The 18,776-nt window shown below is 63.0% G+C and carries 17 protein-coding genes; 16 read left to right on the top strand and 1 reads right to left on the bottom strand.

Annotated elements, in window-relative coordinates:
* Positions 1-282: 282 nt before the first annotated feature.
* A complete protein-coding gene (locus ToN1_RS24980) occupies positions 283-615 on the bottom strand; it encodes a LuxR C-terminal-related transcriptional regulator (protein WP_169206365.1) in 333 nt (110 codons plus the stop codon).
* A 287-nt stretch (positions 616-902) separates the two neighbouring features.
* Between ToN1_RS24980 and ToN1_RS00800 the strand changes: the two genes are divergently transcribed.
* The 16 genes from ToN1_RS00800 to ToN1_RS00725 all read left to right on the top strand — a co-directional run bounded on the left by ToN1_RS00800 (position 903) and on the right by ToN1_RS00725 (position 18,771).
* Positions 903-1,880 carry a WD40/YVTN/BNR-like repeat-containing protein gene (locus ToN1_RS00800; RefSeq protein ID WP_169206364.1) on the top strand — a complete coding sequence of 326 codons (978 nt, stop codon included), beginning with the start codon at positions 903-905 and terminating at the stop codon, positions 1,878-1,880.
* Positions 1,881-1,894: 14 nt separating this feature from the next.
* Complete coding sequence (locus tag ToN1_RS00795) at positions 1,895-4,318, top strand: efflux RND transporter permease subunit (protein WP_169206363.1); 2,424 nt, start codon at positions 1,895-1,897, stop codon at positions 4,316-4,318.
* Between the two features lie 66 nt (positions 4,319-4,384).
* Positions 4,385-6,430 (top strand): DUF1302 family protein, encoded by a 2,046-nt coding sequence (locus tag ToN1_RS00790; RefSeq protein WP_169206362.1) that lies wholly within the window; start codon positions 4,385-4,387, stop codon positions 6,428-6,430.
* Between the two features lie 26 nt (positions 6,431-6,456).
* Positions 6,457-7,770 carry a DUF1329 domain-containing protein gene (locus ToN1_RS00785; protein WP_210147951.1) on the top strand — a complete coding sequence of 438 codons (1,314 nt, stop codon included), beginning with the start codon at positions 6,457-6,459 and terminating at the stop codon, positions 7,768-7,770.
* 268 nt (positions 7,771-8,038) lie between these two features.
* Positions 8,039-8,473 carry a benzoylsuccinyl-CoA thiolase subunit BbsA gene (gene bbsA / locus ToN1_RS00780; RefSeq protein WP_018992966.1) on the top strand — a complete coding sequence of 145 codons (435 nt, stop codon included), beginning with the start codon at positions 8,039-8,041 and terminating at the stop codon, positions 8,471-8,473.
* Positions 8,474-8,493: 20 nt separating this feature from the next.
* Positions 8,494-9,663, top strand: coding sequence for a benzoylsuccinyl-CoA thiolase subunit BbsB (gene bbsB / locus ToN1_RS00775; protein WP_169206361.1), 1,170 nt, complete (start codon positions 8,494-8,496; stop codon positions 9,661-9,663).
* 15 nt (positions 9,664-9,678) lie between these two features.
* The gene (locus tag ToN1_RS00770; RefSeq protein WP_169206360.1) at positions 9,679-10,431 is read left to right on the top strand and encodes an SDR family NAD(P)-dependent oxidoreductase; all 753 of its coding nucleotides are present in this window, start codon (positions 9,679-9,681) and stop codon (positions 10,429-10,431) included.
* A gap of 14 nt (positions 10,432-10,445) precedes the next feature.
* On the top strand, positions 10,446-11,192 hold the full coding sequence (locus ToN1_RS00765) for an SDR family NAD(P)-dependent oxidoreductase (protein WP_169206359.1): 747 nt from the start codon (positions 10,446-10,448) through the stop codon (positions 11,190-11,192).
* 32 nt (positions 11,193-11,224) lie between these two features.
* On the top strand, positions 11,225-12,457 hold the full coding sequence (locus ToN1_RS00760) for a CaiB/BaiF CoA transferase family protein (RefSeq protein WP_169206358.1): 1,233 nt from the start codon (positions 11,225-11,227) through the stop codon (positions 12,455-12,457).
* Positions 12,441-13,670, top strand: a complete 1,230-nt coding sequence (locus ToN1_RS00755; protein ID WP_169206357.1) for a CaiB/BaiF CoA transferase family protein — start codon at positions 12,441-12,443, stop codon at positions 13,668-13,670. The genes ToN1_RS00760 and ToN1_RS00755 overlap by 17 nt, the downstream gene beginning before the upstream one ends.
* Positions 13,671-13,750: 80 nt before the next feature.
* On the top strand, positions 13,751-14,035 hold the full coding sequence (locus ToN1_RS00750) for a hypothetical protein (protein WP_244860927.1): 285 nt from the start codon (positions 13,751-13,753) through the stop codon (positions 14,033-14,035).
* A gap of 51 nt (positions 14,036-14,086) precedes the next feature.
* Positions 14,087-15,307, top strand: coding sequence for an acyl-CoA dehydrogenase family protein (locus ToN1_RS00745; protein ID WP_169206356.1), 1,221 nt, complete (start codon positions 14,087-14,089; stop codon positions 15,305-15,307).
* A gap of 36 nt (positions 15,308-15,343) precedes the next feature.
* Complete coding sequence (locus ToN1_RS00740; RefSeq protein ID WP_169206355.1) at positions 15,344-16,114, top strand: enoyl-CoA hydratase/isomerase family protein; 771 nt, start codon at positions 15,344-15,346, stop codon at positions 16,112-16,114.
* A gap of 65 nt (positions 16,115-16,179) precedes the next feature.
* Positions 16,180-16,818 (top strand): YbhB/YbcL family Raf kinase inhibitor-like protein, encoded by a 639-nt coding sequence (locus tag ToN1_RS00735; RefSeq protein WP_169206354.1) that lies wholly within the window; start codon positions 16,180-16,182, stop codon positions 16,816-16,818.
* Positions 16,819-16,889: 71 nt separating this feature from the next.
* Entirely contained in the window at positions 16,890-17,432 is a 543-nt protein-coding gene (locus tag ToN1_RS00730; protein WP_169206353.1) for an RrF2 family transcriptional regulator, read from the top strand.
* A 130-nt stretch (positions 17,433-17,562) separates the two neighbouring features.
* Positions 17,563-18,771 carry an NAD(P)/FAD-dependent oxidoreductase gene (locus tag ToN1_RS00725; protein ID WP_169206421.1) on the top strand — a complete coding sequence of 403 codons (1,209 nt, stop codon included), beginning with the start codon at positions 17,563-17,565 and terminating at the stop codon, positions 18,769-18,771.
* Positions 18,772-18,776 lie beyond the last annotated feature (5 nt).

Here is an 18,776-nt window from a genome sequence, read left to right as displayed (position 1 = left end):
AAAAGATGCTCAAACATGATCCAAGACGTCGCCGTGGCCGTGACGCTGGCGTTCCACACGCCGTGCCTGATGTTGCGGCAGGCCACTGCGGTCTGATCCCGGTCTGCATTAAGGCGGGCAGTGCCGGTTCAATGGCCGCAATGTCACCAACGTGGGCGGTGCGCAAATCCGGCGTGCCAGCAGGCACATGGCCACCGGATGCCTCGCGAGGATCACCCGCCCGCCTCGGGGAACTGCGCAGGGAACCCCGATGCCCCCGTTCGGACGCCGCTTCCAAGGCGCTCAGTTCGCAGTCCTAGATTCGTTTTTCAATGTAGCAGACCGGATTGACCATGCGCGTCCGATTGCCGTCGCCGGCATCGACGACGTGCATGCAAAGTTGGAAGCCGCCCCTGCAACGGCACCAGGCACCACAGACGCAAGTCGTGAACGGCAGTTCGATACCAACTTTCGCGAAAGAAGCGTCTGGAGTGGAAGAAGCTCGGCGGTTCCATTCACCTCCGTCTTGCGGAAGGCATTCGCCCGGCGAACGTTGACGGACTTGAGGCTGACGTCGAGCAAGCGTGGGATCTCCTTGCTAGGCTGGCCCTTGATCAAGGTCTTCAGCAACTGCACCGCGCCACGCCCACTCCGAATGCGCCGATGAGCGCCACCAAGCCTCGTTCGCGTAATCCGGGGATCATCTTCCGCGCACGACCTGCCCGTTCATGCGCGAGTCATGTCGAGTCCGGAGCCGACCGTGGGGGACGTCAGGGATAACTCCCTACTGATTAGGTGTGCGCACCAATTGTTGGTCAGCTGTGCGCAGCCTACATTCGTGCCGTCGGGTGGGGAGGTTCATACCGTGACCCTCATGATCGCGCGAGCCGCATCGACCCGTCCCGAACGGAGGAGACATAATCATGAATGGTTCCATGAAGTCATGGTGCGCCGGCTCTTTGGGCGCATTGCTTTGCGTGATGCTGAGCGGATGCGGCGCATCGGCGAATACGGCGAACATCGTAGAAGGCGGTTCGAAGGGCGCGAAACGCTCCGATGCGTTTCAGGCAGCCGCGGACAACGGGAAGACGACAGTCGTCGTCGGAGCGACCGGGGTTGTACTGACGTCATCTGACCGTGGCAATAGCTGGGCACGTCGGCAGCTCGATCCGCTCAGTTCTTTCGTGGGTGTCTCCGCCTGTGCCGACGGAAGTTTTGCGGCGCTCGATTTCTTTCATCGAATCTGGGTTGCGGATGCCGCCGGTGACAACTGGCAGGCACGCACGATCGAGGAGCCGACGAATCCGTTGGCAATCACCTGCGACGCCGGAAACCGGCTGTGGGTCGTGGGTAGCGGCAGCACCATCGCGTCGAGCAGCGACCAGGGGGCGAGCTGGAACACGACCGTCGTGGGTGACGACGCAATGCTCGCGAGCGTCCAGTTTCTGAATGAGCAGGAAGGATTCATAACGGGTGAATTCGGGGCCGTTTACCGCACGGGGGACGGCGGTTCGACATGGGAAGCCTTGCCGAAGATCGGCGAGGATTTCTATCCCTATGCAGCGGTCTTTGCGGATCGTGACCGCGGCTGGGTGTCCGGCCTCGCGGGAGTGGTGATGCAGACCACCGACGGCGGCAATAGCTGGAGCAAACGGATCAATGAGGCAGGCGCGCCGATATACGGCCTGGCGCTAGACAACGGTACCCCGCTCGGCGTGGGGGTCAATGGTCTCGTATTCCGGGCAAGCGGGGACCAGTGGAAGCTCGCCGGTGCACGCAAGTCCACCTATTTGCGCGCCGCCCTGCCATTTGGCGACGGCCGGATCCTTGTCGCCGGCGGGGTTGGGGGCGTGGAGGTAATGACACTCGACGACGACCCCAAGGTCGCCGCGACCAATTAAGCGAGGTCACGATCATGCGTCATCGCTTTACTCATGCAGTGCATCAACTCGAGAACGTCGCATTTCAATTTCCGCGCGCGATTCTGGCGGCGATCCTTCTCGTGACGGTTTTCTTTGCATTCAAGCTGCCCGGCATCCAGATCTATTCGGCGTTCGAGGACCTGCTGCCGCAGAACCACCCCTACATCAAGCTGCATAACGAGATCCGCGGCAGCTTCGGCGGTGCGAGCCAGATCGTCGTTGCCCTCGAAGTCGAGGACGGCGACATCTTTACCAACGAGACCTTGTCCCGCCTGCAGCGGCTGACACAGGGGGTCGACAGTCTGCCGGGGGTCAATCACAACCAGGTCGTGAGCCTTGCGCACCGCACGGTGCGCAAGATCTGGCTGACGGAAAGCGGCGAGATGATATCCCGGCTGTATTACGATCCGACGCAGCCGAATCTGACCGTGGAGGAACTCGAGACGCTCCGGAAGGACGTCATGGCGAACCCGCGTGTCTATGGCCTGCTGGTGTCCCCGGATCTCAAATCGGCAATGATCAAGGCGCAGCTGAATGAGACTGGCGATATCGATTACGGCAAGATTTTCGCTGAGCTGCAGACGGTGCGGGCCAACGAGGCCGCCGATGGGGTGAGAATCCACGCGACTGGCAATCCCGTGCTAATCGGGTGGGTGTACACCTATCTGCCGCAGATCATCCAGATCTTCCTGTACACGCTCGGGCTGATGGTCGCCCTGTTGTTGATCTATTTCCGGCGTCTGTACGGCGTGCTGCTGCCATTGCTCGGAATCACCCTGTCTTCGATCTGGGGGCTGGGTTTCATCTCGCTGATGGGCTGGAATCTTGATCCGCTGAACCTCGTGATTCCATTCCTGATCGCGGCCCGTGCGATGTCGCACAGCATCCAGCTGGTCGAGCGCTATTACTTCGAGCTGGGCGAGACGAACGATTCACGGCAGGCGGCGCGCAATGCGTTCGACGATCTGTTCCGGCCCGGCTCGCTGGCAATTGTCGTCGATGCAATCGGCATTCTGGTGCTCGTGCTCGGGGCAGCGCCGATCAATACGAAGATGGGCTATTACGCGGGTTTCTGGGCCTTCTCGGTCGTGTTCACGGTGCTGCTCTTCGTCCCGCTGCTGCTGCTCCTCCTGCCACAGCCGCGCGCCGTGGCCGCGCGCGAGAGCGTCCTGCGTCAGGTGGTTGTCGCGCTGTTCGGGGTGGTGGGCAGTCGCAGGGGGTCGATTGCGGTGCTCGTTGGGGCCGCAGTCCTTGTCATGGCGGGTGCCTGGCTGAGCCTTGGAGTGCAGGTCGGGGAGGCCGAGCCGGGGAGTCCGCTGCTCTACCCGCAGCATGACTACAACATCTCGTCGCGTGCGATCAACGAGCGCTTTCCGGGGTCGGAAGAGCTGTACATCGTGGCACGGACGGCCGACAAGGGCGGGCTGAAGAATCCCGAGGTGTTGCGCGCGATCGAGTCGTTCCAGAACACGATGCTGCAGGATCCGAACGTCGGCGGCACGAAGGCCTTGCCCGGCCTGATCCGCTCGGTCAACGGCCTGATCCACAACACGGATCCGCGCTGGAACCAGATTCCGTCCGACCCGAACGAGATCGGCGGCCTGATGTTCACCTTCATGGCCGCAAGCCCGATTCCCGGTGCGTTGAACGAGTATACGAACACTGACGAAAATCTCGCCAACCTTGTGTTCTTCTACAAGGATCATCAGGCGCAGACGATCGAGCGTGCCATCGGGCTTGCTCGGGAAGGCGTCGCGGCGTTGGAGGGCAAGGTTCCGGGCTTGAGCATCGAACTCGCAGGCGGCGCCGTCGGCGTCAATGCGGCGATCAACGATGCGGTCCGCCACGACAATTTCCTCATCGTCCCGCTCGTGCTCGCGCTGTCCTTCGCCTTCGTGTGGGCCTTCTACGGCTCGCTCCACGCTGGCTGGCTGATGGTCTTGCCGATGATCTTCGCCACGGTAATGACCTATGCGTACATGAGCATCAAGCACATCGGCATGAACGTGAATACCGTTCCGGTGATTGCAGTGGGCATCGGCGTCGGTATCGACTATGCGATCTACATCATGAACCGTATCCGCGAGGAAATGGCAGCACTCCAGGACCTCCGCAAGGCGGTCCTGAAGGCGATCGCGACGACGGGGTTCGCGGTGTCCTTCACCGCGATGACGTTGATCGCCGGTGTCGTCATGTGGATCGTGCTGTCGGATCTGCGCTTCCAGTCGGACGCCGCGCTGCTGCTCAGCCTGATGCTGCTCTTCAACGTGGTGGCGGCCATGCTGCTCGTTCCGGCGTGGGTCATGATCTTCAAGCCGCGCTTCATCACGGCGGTCTATCTCGACGAGGACCAGGTCATCCAGGTCCGCGAACACGAACCGGAACCGCCCTGTACGGCGGTTGCACAACCGGCGTAACGCGCACAACCCGGCGCAAGACTCCAACACAAATCGATTCGGGTCTACCAAGGGAGGAAATGCTGTATGAAGGCAGCAGGGGATTTTTCGCGTCCGAAATTGAGTGTTCTCGCCACGGCCTTGTCGCTGGCCGTGGCCGGACAGGTGCAGGCAGCGAACGACAACATTCCGGATCTGGGCGGTGACACTTCGCCCTGGGTCGCGGACGTGTATTACGAGAACCATACCGCACATCGCCATGATGCGGGGCTCGCCAAGTTCCGCAACACGCTGCAGGTCGAAGCCGACAAGCAGATGGGCGACGGCTGGGCCTTCCGCGGGATCCTGCGCGGAAGTTGGGATGGCGTGTACCGCATGAACCGGGGTGAATACGGCCGCCGTGCCGGCGGTCCCATCCGGCTTGAAAACACGGCCGCACCTCTTTTGCCGGCGGTGCCGACCAGCGCGGGTACGCCGCTGAACCAGCCTCAGGTTCCGCACGGCGGCGGGATCAACAACCCGATCGGAACGGCGATCGGCCTGCCGCCGACGAACGCCTTCGGTTTCGACCTCGCTGCGAATCCGAACGATGGCATGCGTGTGCTGGGAGATCGCTGGCACAAGACGGAGGGCGGCGTGGCCTTCGGTGTGCCCGTTCGCCCCTGCGACACCGACAAGCGCGGATGTCGCGACTTCGGCGGCTATGGCGACCTGAAGCTGGGTGAGCTCGAGGCGCCGGAGTTCAACGACCGGCTCGATTTCCTGCGCGAAATCTACGCGAAGAAGACCTTTCCGTTCGCCGACGGAACCGAGCTCTTCGTGAAGCTTGGACGGCAGCAGGTGGTATGGGGTCGCACCGATCTGTTCCGTGTGCTCGATGTGATCAACCCCATCGACTATTCGCGCAACAACATCTATGACGAGCTTCAGGACATCCGCATTCCGATGTGGATTGCCCAGGCGGAATACAGGATGGGCGCAAGCGACGCCATGCAGGACCAGAACGTCCAGGTGGTGTGGAATTTCGACCGATTCCGGCCGAACAACCTCGGGCAGTGCGGTTCGCCGAACGTGATTCTCGATGCGAGCTGCTTCTTCCGTGGCATGGCCAACCTGTGGGACAACGGCGGCACCGTCGCGAACTTCGCCTCCGTTCCCTCCGGCGTTGCGGGGGCATGGGCTGCGACGGATTTCGGGCCGCATCAGATCGGCATCCGCAAGGTGCATCTGCCTGAATGGTCGCTCTCGAACACGCAACTGGGCGTCAAATACGAGGGGATCACGAAGGACGGCCTCGCGTTTTCCCTGAATGCGCTGACCTACCGTTCGCAGTTGCCCAGCCTGCACGCATTCAGCGCAGGTACGGTGAATCCCTTCACGGGTGGGACGGGCAATACGACGCCTCCCGCGGCGGGGGTTCCGGTGAGCCGCCTGATCGCGTTCGACGTCCATTACCCTCGCGTGAACCTCATTGGCGGATCCCTGGATTTCCAGATTCCCGATGCCAATGCCGCGATTCGCATGGAAGCCGCGCTGACGCATGGCGAGGAGTTCCAGAATACGGCCCGCCGCGAGTTGTACTCGGAGAACAGGGTTCTGCGCACCGTCGTCGGCGTCGATCGTCCGACCTTCATTCCATTTATCAGCAAGACGCGGGCGACACTGATTTCGGCGCAGTTGTTCTGGCAGCACATATTCGATCACGAACAACACGAAGGCCCGCTGGGCACGGTGGGCATACCCGACTGGGAAGACAACTTTATCGGCACGCTGCTGATCAAGGGATTCCTCGCGGGTGACCGCGTCAGTCCGCAACTGATGATGGCGCGCGATTTCCGCGCGAAGGCGTTCACGATCGCGCCGCAGATCGAATGGAGTGTGAGCGACGACTTCAAGGTCACCCTCGGGGCGAACTTCAAGTATGCGAACGGCGACAACCACTACAAGTTCGACGACACCCGTTCCGCCAACCCGTATCCGCCCTTCACGACCTACACCGCAGCGGGCCAGCCCTTCGTGCCCGGATCCGCAGGTCTCGAGGGTCTCGAGCCCCTGGGACGCTTCCGCGCCGGCCCGATCGGTACAGCAGTTGCAGAAGACGACATCTACGTCACCGTTCGCTACAAGTTCTGACACCAATACAAGAGGAGACAGTGAAAATGACCAGATACTTTGCAGGGCGCAGCTCGATCGCGGTCGCATTGACCTGTGCGGTGGGGACTCTTCACGCGGCGACAGACGCCGACATCGATAAGTCCTTCTTTCCCTACAAAAATGCCGTACCGACGGCCACCGGCGTCACGGCCGGAACCGTGATCAACAAGGGGAACTTCGCGAATTTCGAGGCAGTGCTCGACCCGGGATTGCAGCGTCACCTCCAGGCAGGGGCGGTCGAGATCACCGTCGGAAAAACGACATCCTTCGACATCAACAAGAGCTATGTCGACGCGACCAGGGAGAACGCCGGCAAGGTGAAACTCGGCGCGAAACCGGGTGAGCTGGTCGGCTATGTCGCGGGGCGCCCCTTTCCGGAAGAGCCCGATGCAAAGGATCCGCGCGCCGGGGAGAAACTTGCGTGGAACTTCCGCTACGGCATGAACTGGGGCGACGGCTTGGCAATTTCGCCGTTCTATTGGAAATACCGCAACATGGACAGCGGCAAGGTCGAGCGCAACATCCTGTTCAATTTCCATTTCATCAAATACACGCATCGGTTGAATCAGGCGCCGACGCCGGAAATTTCGCCGAACCCGTCGAAGCTGTATCGCGCGACCTACGTGAACGTGCAGGAACCGCAGGACGTCAAGAACACGCAGCTGCTGATCCAGCGCTACGAGGACGACCTGAAACAGGATGACGCCTATCTCTATCTCGGTTTTCAGCGCCGCGTGCGTCGCTTGTCGACCGGGCAGACCACGGACGCATTTCTCGGTTCGGACATCATGATCGAGGACTTCGAAGGCTATAACGGCCGCATTTCGGACATGAACTGGAAGTACAAGGGCACGGTGAACATGCTGATGCCCTTTTATCACCACAACGACATGAAACTGTCGGACGAATACAAGGAGCCTGACGGCTACAAGTATGTCGCCTTCGGCGGCCAAGGGGGGTGCTTCCCGGACATTACGTGGCAGTTGCGCAAGGTGCACGTCGTCGAATCGTCCCCGGTCGACCCCAACCACCCGGTGAGCAGACGCGTGCATTACATGGATGCGCAAACTTCCGCAATGTCGCAGACGCTCGTGTATGACCGCAAGGGGGACTTGTGGAAGATATTCATGCTCGGAATGACGCACCCCGATTCGCATCTGGCCCAGAACAAGGACAGCGGGATTGTTCTGTTCGATGCATTCAGCATGATCGACGTCCAGGCGAAGCACTGCACGACAGGACAATTCAAGGGGCAGGCGGATGCCAAGATGGTCCCGGTCAACCTGTTCAGCGTTCAGAACATGCGCGGCGGAAACTAAGCCGATAGGTTTTCTCGGGGTCACTCTCCTCCCGCGGAAATTTTGCGCGCCTCTTGGCGCGCTTTTTTTTTGCACCGTCGAAATTGGCCGGGTATCGGCGACGGCTCGGGCGGATTGTCGAAACGACCATTCGACGCGGATTCCCGCCTTGCGCCGGCCGGTGGGGGTTGCCCCTTAAGCGTTAGGTGTGCGCACCAATTGTTGCGTCGCAGCCAGGCGCGTCTAATTGAATCCAGGTTGAACACGAAACCAATGCTGCGGAGGCACCATGTCAGATCAAAAGCCGAACAAGAAACCGGAGAAGAAGCCGGATATCACGTTCTTTCATCCGGACCTGCTCGAGGTACCCGCAGACGGCGGCGCGCCGTATCTCAAAGGGTATCGCTGCAAGGGGTGCGGCCAGCTGGATTTCCCCAAGCTGAGCCCGTGTCCGAGTTGCTGGGGTGAGGAATTCGAGGTGGTGCCGCTCAGCCGCCGCGGAAAGCTCTACAGCTTTAGCGACAATTTCATCGGCCAGGCGGGAATGAAAACACCTTATTCATTCGGCTATATCGATTTGCCGGAGAACCTGCGGATTTTTGCGCAGCTGGAAGGTGAGCCTGGCAGTTTCCGCTGCGACGAAGAGGTCGAGCTGACGGTCGGACCGGTGCGCGACAACCGCGACGGTGTTCCGCTGATCAGCTACAAGTTCCGCAAAGCCTAATCTTCGGTGGGTGAGAGACAATGAAATTGCAACGCAAAGTGTATATCGCCGGAGTCGGCGAGACAAAATTCGGACGGCATGAGGTCGATTTCGACGTGCTGGGCCGGGCCGCCGCATTCGAGGCGCTCAAGGCGTCCAACATCGACCGTCCGACAATGGTGCAGAGCGCCTATGTCGGTAACGGCACCAACGGAATGGTGGTCGGGCAGACCGTGCTCAAGGATCTGGGCATGTGCGGCCATCTTCCGATCATGACGGTGGAAAGCGCCTGCTCGGCCGGTGGCATGGCGGTGCATCTGGCGGTGCGGGACGTGGCGATGGGTCTCTCCGATGTGGCGATCGGCATCGGCTGCGAAAACCACACGCTGCATATGGCGCAAGGCACTGCCTTTGCCACGGCGATGTCGGACATCGAAACGGTGCACGGCGCAGTCATGACCGGCAAGTATGCGATGCGCGCGCAGCGCTACATGTACGAGACCGGTGCCACGGCCGAGGACCTGGCGATGATCACGGTGAAGAACCGTCGCCATGCGACCAACAACCCCTACGCGTGGTTCAAGGGCGAGATCTCGGTCGAGGAGGTCGTCAACTCGCGCGTCGTCGCGTCGCCGCTGACGCTCCAGCAATGCTGCGGCATCGCCGACGGTGCCGGCGCGGTGGTGGTGTGTTCCGAGGAGATGGTGAAGAAGCTCGGCATCAAGAAACCGATCCTGGTGGCGGGGTCGGTCGTGCGTTCCGGGCCGTACCACAACCGGCCGCGCGACATTACCGGCGACGACATCACGGAAGAGACCGCGCACCAGCTCTACGAGGAGTCGGGCATCGGTCCCGAGGACGTGAATATCGTCGAACTGCATGACGCCTTCACGATCGCCGAGCTGCTGTACTACGAATGCCTCGGGCTGTGCCCGAAGGGCGAAGGGCTGAAGTTCCTGCGCGACGGCAACTCGACGCACGGCGGCAAGTGTGTCGTCAGCCCGCGCGGCGGCATGCTCTCGTACGGACATCCGATCGGCGCCTCGGGTGCGGCGCAGATCGCCGCGAGCGTCAAGCAGATGCGCAACCAGTGCGCCGGCTACCAGGTCGATCCGGTGCCCCGCGTGGCGATGACACATGTGACGGGCGGTGGACTGTCGGGCACGGAACACGCGGCCTGCACGATGCACATGCTGGTGAGCGACTGGTAAGCGAGGGGAAACGAGATGGAAACCAAAGGCAAGGAAAGGGTGGCGTTGATCGTCAATGCCGACGATTCCGTCGGCGAGGCGGTGGCCATGCGCCTGGCGGACACCGGCACGCAGATCGCGCTGACCGGTTCGGACGCCGGCCGGCTCGACCGGATCGCATCGCGGCTTGTGGATCGGGGCGTGCCTGTGATTGCAGTCATGACCCGCACAGCCGAACCGGGTGAGATCCGGGAAAGCGTCGCGCGAGTGATGGCGCGCTTCGGACGGATCGACATCCTGGTGCAGAACGAGAGCGCGCTCGTAGCCAAAGCGTTGGAGGAAATTTCGGACGCGGATGTCGGTGCGGCGCTCGAAGCCGGCATCGCGGGCCCGTTCCACTACCTGCGCGAGATCGTGCCGGGGATGCGCAAGAGCGGCTTCGGGCGGGTGGTCAATATCAGCGACATCAACTACCTGGGACTCGCGCAGACCGCCAACGTCGCGGCCGCGCGCTCGGGCCTGTTCGGACTGACGCGGGCGCTGGCGCTGGAGTCGGCGCGCGACGGCGTCACGGTGAATACCGTTGTGATGGGCGATGTCGATGGCGGGACTGTCACCGATACCGAGCGGGAGACGCTCGTCGGGGGGATTCCGGTGAAGCGGCTCGGTACCCCCGCGGACGTTGCCAACGCGGTGGGGTTCCTGGCGGCCGATAGTTCGAAATACGTCACCGGGCAGACGCTGTTCGTCTGCGGCGGCAAGAGCGCCTATTTTTCGATGTCGATCTGATCAGGGAGGCGGCAATGGGAATTCAGAACAGGGTCGCGCTGATCACCGGGTCGGCGAGCGGCATGGGGAAGCAGACTGCGCTGCGATTCGCGGAGCAGGGCGCAGCGGTCGTCATCAATGACATCGACGCGGAAAAAGTCGGCGCGACGGTCGACGAGTTCGGCCGGATGGGGCATCGCGTGCTGGGGGCCGTCGCCGACATCAGCAACAAGGCGGCGGTCGATGGCATGGTGCAGAAGGTGGTCGATACGTTCGGTCGCATCGACATCCTCGTCAATAACGCGGGGATGGAGCGGGCAGGCGCGTTGCGCAAGCTCAGCGAGGCGGACTGGGACATCACGATCAACGTCAACCTGAAGGGCACGTTTCTGTGCACCCAGGCGGTGCACGGCCACATGGTCGAGAACGCCCACGGACGCATCGTCAATATCGCGTCCCGCGCCTGGCTCGGCGGTGCCGGTCAGTCGCCGTACTCCTCTGCCAAGGCCGGTGTCGTCGGCATGACGCGGTCGCTCGCGATCGAGTTGGGCCGCTCCGGCATCACCGTCAATTGTGTGGCGCCAGGCCTCATCCATACCCCGATGTGGGACGAGTTGCCGGAGAAAAATCAGCAGTTCCTGCTGTCACGCCAGCCTACCGGCAAGCTTGGTGATCCCGACGATATTGCGAACACGCTGCTGTTCCTCGCGGACGACGAAACGGGATTCGTCACCGGACAGGTGCTGTACGTATGCGGCGGGCGGAGCCTGTTCGCAGGTTGAGGCAGGGACCCGGGCGGCTGGAGGAATGTGAGATGGCACAGAACTTTTCGCGATTCAGGGTGCTGGACATGACCGGCGAACTTGGGCCTTACGCGGCCAAGATGTTTGCAGGGCTGGGTGCCGACGTGATCCACCTCGAGCCGCCCGCGGGCGACCCGCTGCGCCGCGTGGGTCCCTTTTTCCATAATGAACCGGGCATGCAGGCGAGCCTGCCGTACCTCTACTACAACGCGGGGAAACGGGGCCTCGCACTCGATCTCGAGAAGGAGGCGGGCCGCGAGGTTTTCCGCTGGCTGTGCCGCGACGCCGACCTGCTCATCGAAAGCTGCCGCCCGGGTTTGCTCGACGGGCTCGGCCTGTCATGGGAAGTGCTGCACAAGGACAACGCTCGCCTCGTGCAGACCTCGATCACCCCATTCGGGCGCACCGGGCCGATGGCCGCCTATCCCGGTTCGGACCTGACCTGTTCGGCGCTGAGCGGCTTCCTCTACCTCGCGGGGGTCGACGGCGACAAGCCGGTGCGTGCTCCCGACAATCAGGCGTACCGCATGGCCGAGGCGTATGCGGCCGTCGGTAGCGCGATTGCGCTCTTCAGCGCACAGCGCACGGGAAAGGGGCAGGTGGTCGATGTGGCCTGCATCGAGGCCGAGGCGATGGCGCTCGAGAACGCTGCGCAGTTCTGGGATCTGGAGGGCAAGATCCGGCGCGGGCGCGGGCGCGAAGCCGGCAGCGCGACGCTGCACCCATGTGCCGATGGCTACATCGCACTGGTTGCGATCATGGGGCGCAACAAGGAAATGTGGATCCCCTTCGTGCGCTGGATGGAAGCCGAAGGCGTCGAGGAGTGGCAGGCCTTCGACGACGACCGCTGGATCGATTACGCCTATCGCACTTCGGAGGCGGGTTACACGACCTTCTGCCGCGTCTTCGAGCGATACACGCGAACCCGCAGCAAAGCCCAGCTGTACGAGATCGGACAGCGCTTCAACGTCGCGGTGACGCCGGTGAGCGACGGACAGGATCTCCTCGCGAACCCGCAGTTGATGCATCGGAATTTCTGGCAGACGCAGTTCAACGACACGCTGGGAGCGGACATCACTTATCCCGGTGCGCCATACGAATTCGGCGAACTCGGGTGGCAACTGGGCCGCAATGCGCCGCGCATCGGCGAGCACACGCGGGAAATACTGACCGAATCCGGCTATACGGGATTCGAGATCGACAAACTCGTGCGGGTGGGAGCGGTATATGCCGAACAGTGTTGAGCGTGCCCTGGAGGGCATCGTCGTCTGCGATTTCTCGTGGGTCGGCGCGGGCCCGATCGCCACGAGCGTGCTGGCGCAGTGCGGCGCCGACGTCATCAAGATCGAGAGCGTGAAGCGGCCGGACACGCTGCGCCGTGGCGAGCCCTTCAAGGACGGCATCGGCACCGGCCTCGACCGCAGCGGCTACTTCGCGGCGCGCAACGCCAACAAGCGCGACATCGCGCTCGACATGAACAATCCGCAGGCGCGGGACATTGCTGTCCGGCTGATCGCGAAGAGCGACATTGTGATCAACAACTTCCGCGTCGGCCAGATGGAGAAGTGGAAGCTCGGCTGGGAGGAAGTGCAGAAGATCAACCCGCGGGCGATCTACGTCACGATGAGCCTGCAGGGCACCGAGGGGCCGCACAGCCGATTCATGGGCTATGGGGTGAACCTCAACGCGCTGTGTGGCCTGACGGCGCGTGCGGGTTTCCCCGGAAAAGCGCCGTTCGGCACCGGCACGAACTACACGGACCACGTCATGGTGCCGACGCACACCCTGTTCGGGATCATGGCAGCGTTGCTCGAACGCGAGGTCACCGGTCGCGGCCAGACAGTCAGCATCTCGCAGCTGGATTCGGCGATCTGCCTGACGCCGAGCGCGCCGATGGCTTTCGCTGCCAACGGCGAGACCCTCGGGCCGCTCGGTTATGGCGATTCGGAAGGTGCTCCGCACGGCGTTTATACGACGCTCGGCTATCGCAAGTGGATCGCGATCGCGGTCTTCGATGACACGCAGTGGGCCGCCTTGCGACGCGTGATGGGCAATCCCCCCTGGGCCGAGGAAGACCGCTTCGCGACGGCCGAAATGCGCCGCCGGCACGTGGCCGAACTCGACGAGTGCATCGAGTGCTGGACGGCCACGCAGCACGGCGACTGGGTGATGGACGCACTGCTGAAGGCGGGCGTGCCCGCGGGCGAAGTCCGCGACGCGCGCGAGGCAATCGAGGACGAGCAGCTGCGCAGGCGCGGTTTCTGGGCCTATCTCGACCACCACGAGGTCGGCGTCTCGCTCTACAACCGCGCGCCGATCGTGTTCTCGCACACCCCGCTGGAAATGAAGACCGCGGCGCCGTCGATCGGGCAGCACACGCGCGAGGTGCTGGGCGGGATGCTGGGCTATTCGCACGACGAAATCGAGGATCTGGTCAGTCAGGAGGTGCTGGTGTGAGCACTGTCGGCCAGTGATGTGGGTGGCCGATGACGCCGAACGCGCCGGGGCCGCAATTCCAGCCAGGAGGAGGACGAATCATGCATGAGCAACAAGCGCAGCAAGCCGGGACTGCCAAATACGTGCCCGCCGGCTCTTCGGTGTACGAGTGCCCCGAATGCGGCATGTCCGTAGCCGTCGGCGAGTACCACCCCTATGCGGCCTGTCTGATGGTGGCCGGCTGTCACGACGGTGCGACGATCCACGAGGCACTGATGGCCGTGTTCGAGGATGGCATGCGGGTGGCTGCAGAGAAATGCCGCAATAGCGGCAGCGCTTCGATCGCGGACAAGATCGAGTCATTGATGCGCTCGGACGCCGACTGAAGGCGTGGATCGGCAGGCCGGGCCCGATAAATACAGGACGAGAGACGAGACATGGATTTTTCCCTATCCGAAGAACAGACGATGCTCAAGGAGGTGGCCAGGCGGTTCACCACCAACGAGCTGATGCCCCTTGAGAAAGTCCTGCTGGAGCGGGAAATGCGGATGTGGACCGACGGGTACACGCTGCTGCCGAAAGATGATCATGTGCGCCTGATGAACATCACCCGCGACATGGGCTTCTGGGGCATCGAGGTCGACGAGAAATTCGGCGGTCAGGGGCTCGGGATGTTCGCCAAGACCCTGGTTGTCGAGGAAATGTCGAAGTCGCTCGTCGGTTTCTCGCATCACGGCTTCACGCTGCCGCCCGATGCCCCCAACCTCTACTACCTCAACGAATGCGGCACCGCTGAGCAGCGCGAGAGGCTTCTCGGCCCCTACTGCCGTGGCGAGATCGACTCCGCGATGATGGCGACCGAGCCGGGCGCGGGCTCCGACATCAGCGGCCTGACCACGACCGCCGTGCGCCAGGACGGCAAATGGGTGATCAACGGGTCGAAGATCTTCATCAGCAAATGCGACAAGGACAACCTGTTCTTCATCTGCATTGCGGTGACCGACAAGGAGGCGCCGACCAAGCGGCGCTTCACCGCCTTCATCCTCGACAAGGACACGCCGGGACTGCGCATTGGGGCCGAGATCCCGGTGATCGGCGCGATGCCGTCCTGGACCGTCTACCTGGACAACGTGCGGGTCGGCGACGAGGCCGTGCTGGGCGAGGTCGGTGATGCCTTCATCCCGCTGCAGAACCGCTTCGGAGTGCGACGCATCGAGCTCGCGGCGCACTGCACCGGCATGGCCGAGCGGCTGATCCAGATGATGATCGACCAGGCGAACCTGCGGAAAACCTTCGGTGAGCCGCTCGCGGAACGGCAGACGGTGCAAAACTGGATCGCCGATTCGACGATCGAGCTCGAACAGGTTCGTCTGCAGCTCTACTACACCGCGTGGAAGTCGGATCAGGGGCACAAGGACCTGCGCGTCGAGGCGTCGTCGCTGAAGATCGCCGCGACCGAAATGCTCACTCGCATCGCTGACCGCGCGATCCAGCTGCACGGCGGGCTGGGCCTGTCGCGCGAACTGGGCGTCGAATACGTGGCGCGGATGGTCCGGATCTGGCGGATCGTCGAAGGCGCCTCCGAAATCCATCGCATGTCGATCGCGAAGAAGCTGCTGAGCGACGGTACGACCTACAGCCCCTTTGTCGCGGCCTGAGTGGCGCGACAACACAAGAATGAAAGGAGAACAGCAATGCCGGTAATGCTGGAAGTAAAGAATCACGTCGCCTACATCACCCTGAACCGCCCCGAGGCGATGAACTCGCTCGACCCGGAGTCGATCGCCGATCTCGCCGAAATCTGGACGCGCGTGCGCACCGATCCCGACATCCGCGTCGCCGTGCTGACGGGCGCGGGCGAGAAGTCCTTCTGCACCGGCACCGACATGAAGAAGGCGCCGCCGCCGACCGAGTGCATGGCGGCGACCTATCTGCGCGAAGGTCAGCCTCTTTTGCCGCACATGAAGATGTGGAAGCCGATCATCGCGGCGATCAACGGCTATGCCGTCGGCGGCGGGCTCGAGATCGCGCTTGCGTGCGACATGCGGATCGCGTCGTCGAACGCGAAGTTCGGGCTTACCGAAGTCAAGGTGGCGAGCCTCGCGGGGCTGAATGGCACCCAGGCGCTGCCGCGTTCGGTGCCTCAGGCGGTCGCGATGAAGATGCTGCTCACCGGCGAGATGATCTCGGCGGAAGAGGCGCTGCGCTACGGACTCGTCAGCGATGTCGTCGAACCGTCCGCGCTCGCGGACCTCGCGCGCACGTATGCGGAAAAGATCGCCAGTGCCGCGCCCTTGAGCGTACAGGCGACGAAGCAGGCGGCAGTGCTGGGCAAGGACATGCCGCTCGAGCACGGGATCCTGTATTCGCACCTGCTGTGGGGCGTGCTGCGCGACACCGAGGACCGCAAGGAAGGCTTCAAGGCGTTCGGCGAACGGCGCACGCCGGAGTTCCGCGGCGCCTGACCAGCGGCACGACCTGAAGGGCGGGGCGGCCCGGCGAAGGCCGCTCCGCATGCGGGAGACACATCATGCGTCTGACGAGCAATTTCGAAGACAACCGGCGCCTGCCGGACGACATCGCCTTTGCGGTGGCCGATCCTGAGCGGCGGTTTCGCTTCGGCGCCAACCGCAATCCCGGCCTGACGTGGAGCGACCCGCCGGCCGGTACGCGGTCCTTCGTGCTCACGTGCCACGATCCCGACGCGCCGAGCCGTTTCGAGCACATCAATCGCGAGAACATCGTGATTCCCGAGGCGATGCCGCGGGTCGATTTCTTCCACTGGGTGCTCGTCGATCTGCGTCCCGCGTGCCGCGGGTTTGCCGAAGGCGAGTTCTCGAGCGGGGTTATGCCTCGCGGCAAACCCGGCCCTGCGACGCGATTCGGCGCGCGACACGGACTCAACGACTTCACGCGCGGCTTCGCCGGCGACGCGCACATGGCAGGTGACTACTTCGGCTACGATGGTCCGTGCCCGCCGTGGAACGACAAGCGCGTGCACCGTTACGTGTTCACGCTGTACGCCGTGGATCTGGAGCGTTGCCCGGTCGAAGGGCGATTCACCGGCCCTGATGTGCTACGGGCCATCCAGGGGCATGTCCTCGGCGAGGCCTCACTGACGGGGCGATATACGCTAAATCCCTGCGCAGCGCTGACCGAGGTGGCGTGAAGCAATAACTGAGACTGCTGCACTCCACGTTTTTCTTGCATAGTTAAACGCGGAGTTATACAGTCCTGGTTATGGCGCACATCACAACCAGCGTTGAATACGCAATCCATTGTCTCTTGTGGCTCGCCGGCGCGGACGGCAGAGCCCTGAGCAGCCGGGACCTCGCGGACTTGCAGGGGATCTCCTCGAGTTTCCTGGCAAAGATTCTGCCAAAGCTGGAAAAGGCGGGCATTGTCGTCGCGAACGAAGGCGTTCGTGGCGGGTACCGCCTTTCACGACCGCCCGAGCAGATCAGTTTTCTTCAGATCGTCGATGCCGTCGAAGGCGAAAAGCCGCTGTTCGATTGCCAGGAAATTCGGGATCGGTGCGCAGTCTTCGACGAAGAGCCTCCGGAGTGGGCCGTCACCGGGGTCTGCGCGATCCATGCCGTCATGCTGAAGGCCGAACAGGCGATGCGGGCAGAGTTGGCCGCGAACACCCTCGCCGATGTCGCCGCCTCCTTCGAGCGCAAGGCGCCCGCCGAATTCATTGTCCAGGTCCACGACTGGGTCAGCGACCGTATCGAGAGCCGTAAACCGGGACGTCCCCCCAAGGCCTCCAAGCCGCCTTCCTGAGCCCACCCAGGTCTGGCCCCCCTACAACTCGGATCCAACTCGCGGTCCTTCGCCGGACGGACCGCGAGTGTGCTGTCGCGCCTGTGCGGCGGGGATTCCTTCGTCCGGAATTCTGCAAAGGAAAACACCAATGCGAAAACATATTCTTATCGCCGGCTCGGGCTTCGCCGGCACCTGGGCCGCGATCTCGGCTGCTCGCGCGGTCGCGCTGGCGGGGAAGGAAGCGGAGGTCGCCATCACCGTCGTTTCACCTTCCGCGAACCTCGTGATCCGCCCCCGTCTATATGAGGCGGTGATCGAGGACATGAACCCCGACATCAAGCCCTTGCTCGACGCGGTCGGCGTGCAGCACGTGGCGGGCACCGTGACCGAAATCAGCTCTGACGCGCGTCGGGTCACCGTTGCCAGGGCTGATGGCCAAGCGGTGCAGATGCACTACGACAAGTTCGTGCTTGCCGCGGGCAGCCAACTGTTCACACCACCCATTCCGGGCCTCCACGAACATTCGTTCAACGTGGACCAACTGGAAAATGCGCGGAAACTCGAAGCCCACATCAGATCGCTGGCGGCCCGTACGCCGACCGGTGCGCGCAACACCGTGGTGATCGCGGGAAGCGGGTTGACCGGCATCGAGACCGCTGCGGACATGGGGGGGCGATTGAAGGCAGTGCTGGGTGACGATGCCGAGATCCGGGTCATTCTGGTCGAGCAGGCATCGACCATCGCCCCGCACCTGAGCGCCGCCGCTCGTGCCGTGGTCGAAGGGGCACTTGCGGAGTGCGGCGTCGAGTTCAAGGTCGGCGCTGGCGTCGTGTCGATCGACGCGCAGGGCATCGAGCTGTCGTCGGGGGAACGCGTCGAGAGCGACACCATTGTCTGGACGGCGGGTGCAAGGGCGCATGCCCTGGCCGCTCAGATTCCCGGAGAACATGATCGACTTGGCCGTCTGGTCGCCGACGCCTGCTTGCGCGCCCGAGGTACGGGCGATATTTTCGTGACCGGCGATGTCGCCCGCGCGGCCACGGACGATCTCGGCCACTTCGCGCTGATGTCCTGCCAGCACGCGATGAGTCTCGGCCGCGTCGCCGGCCATAACGCGGCCGCGGAACTCGTCGGCTTGCCGCTGCACTCGTATAGCCAGCCGAAGTATGTGACGTGCCTGGACCTGGGGCCCTGGGGCGCCCTGTACACCGAGGGTTGGGGCCAGCAAGTCTCCCTGGTGCGGGAGGACGCCAAGTCACTCAAGCGGGAAATCACGACCAAATGGATTTACCCGCCGGCGCCGGATCGCGAGGCAGCTTTCGCCGTCGCCAATCCCGATTTCGTCATCGTTCCGTGATCGCT

Source organism: Aromatoleum petrolei, assembly GCF_017894385.1.
In the GTDB taxonomy this organism is placed as follows: domain Bacteria; phylum Pseudomonadota; class Gammaproteobacteria; order Burkholderiales; family Rhodocyclaceae; genus Aromatoleum; species Aromatoleum petrolei.
The sequence above is the reverse complement of the archived record's forward strand: the minus strand, read 5'-3'. Positions and strand labels throughout refer to the sequence as shown.

What these genes read in the sequence shown, in the direction of transcription:
- ToN1_RS00800 (WP_169206364.1), top strand. Translation starts at nt 903, where the DNA reads ATGAATGGTTCCATGAAGTCATGGTGCGCCGGCTCTTTGGGCGCATTG.
- ToN1_RS00795 (WP_169206363.1), top strand. Translation starts at nt 1,895, where the DNA reads ATGCGTCATCGCTTTACTCATGCAGTGCATCAACTCGAGAACGTCGCA.
- ToN1_RS00790 (WP_169206362.1), top strand. Translation starts at nt 4,385, where the DNA reads ATGAAGGCAGCAGGGGATTTTTCGCGTCCGAAATTGAGTGTTCTCGCC.
- ToN1_RS00785 (WP_210147951.1), top strand. Translation starts at nt 6,457, where the DNA reads ATGACCAGATACTTTGCAGGGCGCAGCTCGATCGCGGTCGCATTGACC.
- bbsA (WP_018992966.1), top strand. Translation starts at nt 8,039, where the DNA reads ATGTCAGATCAAAAGCCGAACAAGAAACCGGAGAAGAAGCCGGATATC.
- bbsB (WP_169206361.1), top strand. Translation starts at nt 8,494, where the DNA reads ATGAAATTGCAACGCAAAGTGTATATCGCCGGAGTCGGCGAGACAAAA.
- ToN1_RS00770 (WP_169206360.1), top strand. Translation starts at nt 9,679, where the DNA reads ATGGAAACCAAAGGCAAGGAAAGGGTGGCGTTGATCGTCAATGCCGAC.
- ToN1_RS00765 (WP_169206359.1), top strand. Translation starts at nt 10,446, where the DNA reads ATGGGAATTCAGAACAGGGTCGCGCTGATCACCGGGTCGGCGAGCGGC.
- ToN1_RS00760 (WP_169206358.1), top strand. Translation starts at nt 11,225, where the DNA reads ATGGCACAGAACTTTTCGCGATTCAGGGTGCTGGACATGACCGGCGAA.
- ToN1_RS00755 (WP_169206357.1), top strand. Translation starts at nt 12,441, where the DNA reads ATGCCGAACAGTGTTGAGCGTGCCCTGGAGGGCATCGTCGTCTGCGAT.
- ToN1_RS00750 (WP_244860927.1), top strand. Translation starts at nt 13,751, where the DNA reads ATGCATGAGCAACAAGCGCAGCAAGCCGGGACTGCCAAATACGTGCCC.
- ToN1_RS00745 (WP_169206356.1), top strand. Translation starts at nt 14,087, where the DNA reads ATGGATTTTTCCCTATCCGAAGAACAGACGATGCTCAAGGAGGTGGCC.
- ToN1_RS00740 (WP_169206355.1), top strand. Translation starts at nt 15,344, where the DNA reads ATGCCGGTAATGCTGGAAGTAAAGAATCACGTCGCCTACATCACCCTG.
- ToN1_RS00735 (WP_169206354.1), top strand. Translation starts at nt 16,180, where the DNA reads ATGCGTCTGACGAGCAATTTCGAAGACAACCGGCGCCTGCCGGACGAC.
- ToN1_RS00730 (WP_169206353.1), top strand. Translation starts at nt 16,890, where the DNA reads ATGGCGCACATCACAACCAGCGTTGAATACGCAATCCATTGTCTCTTG.
- ToN1_RS00725 (WP_169206421.1), top strand. Translation starts at nt 17,563, where the DNA reads ATGCGAAAACATATTCTTATCGCCGGCTCGGGCTTCGCCGGCACCTGG.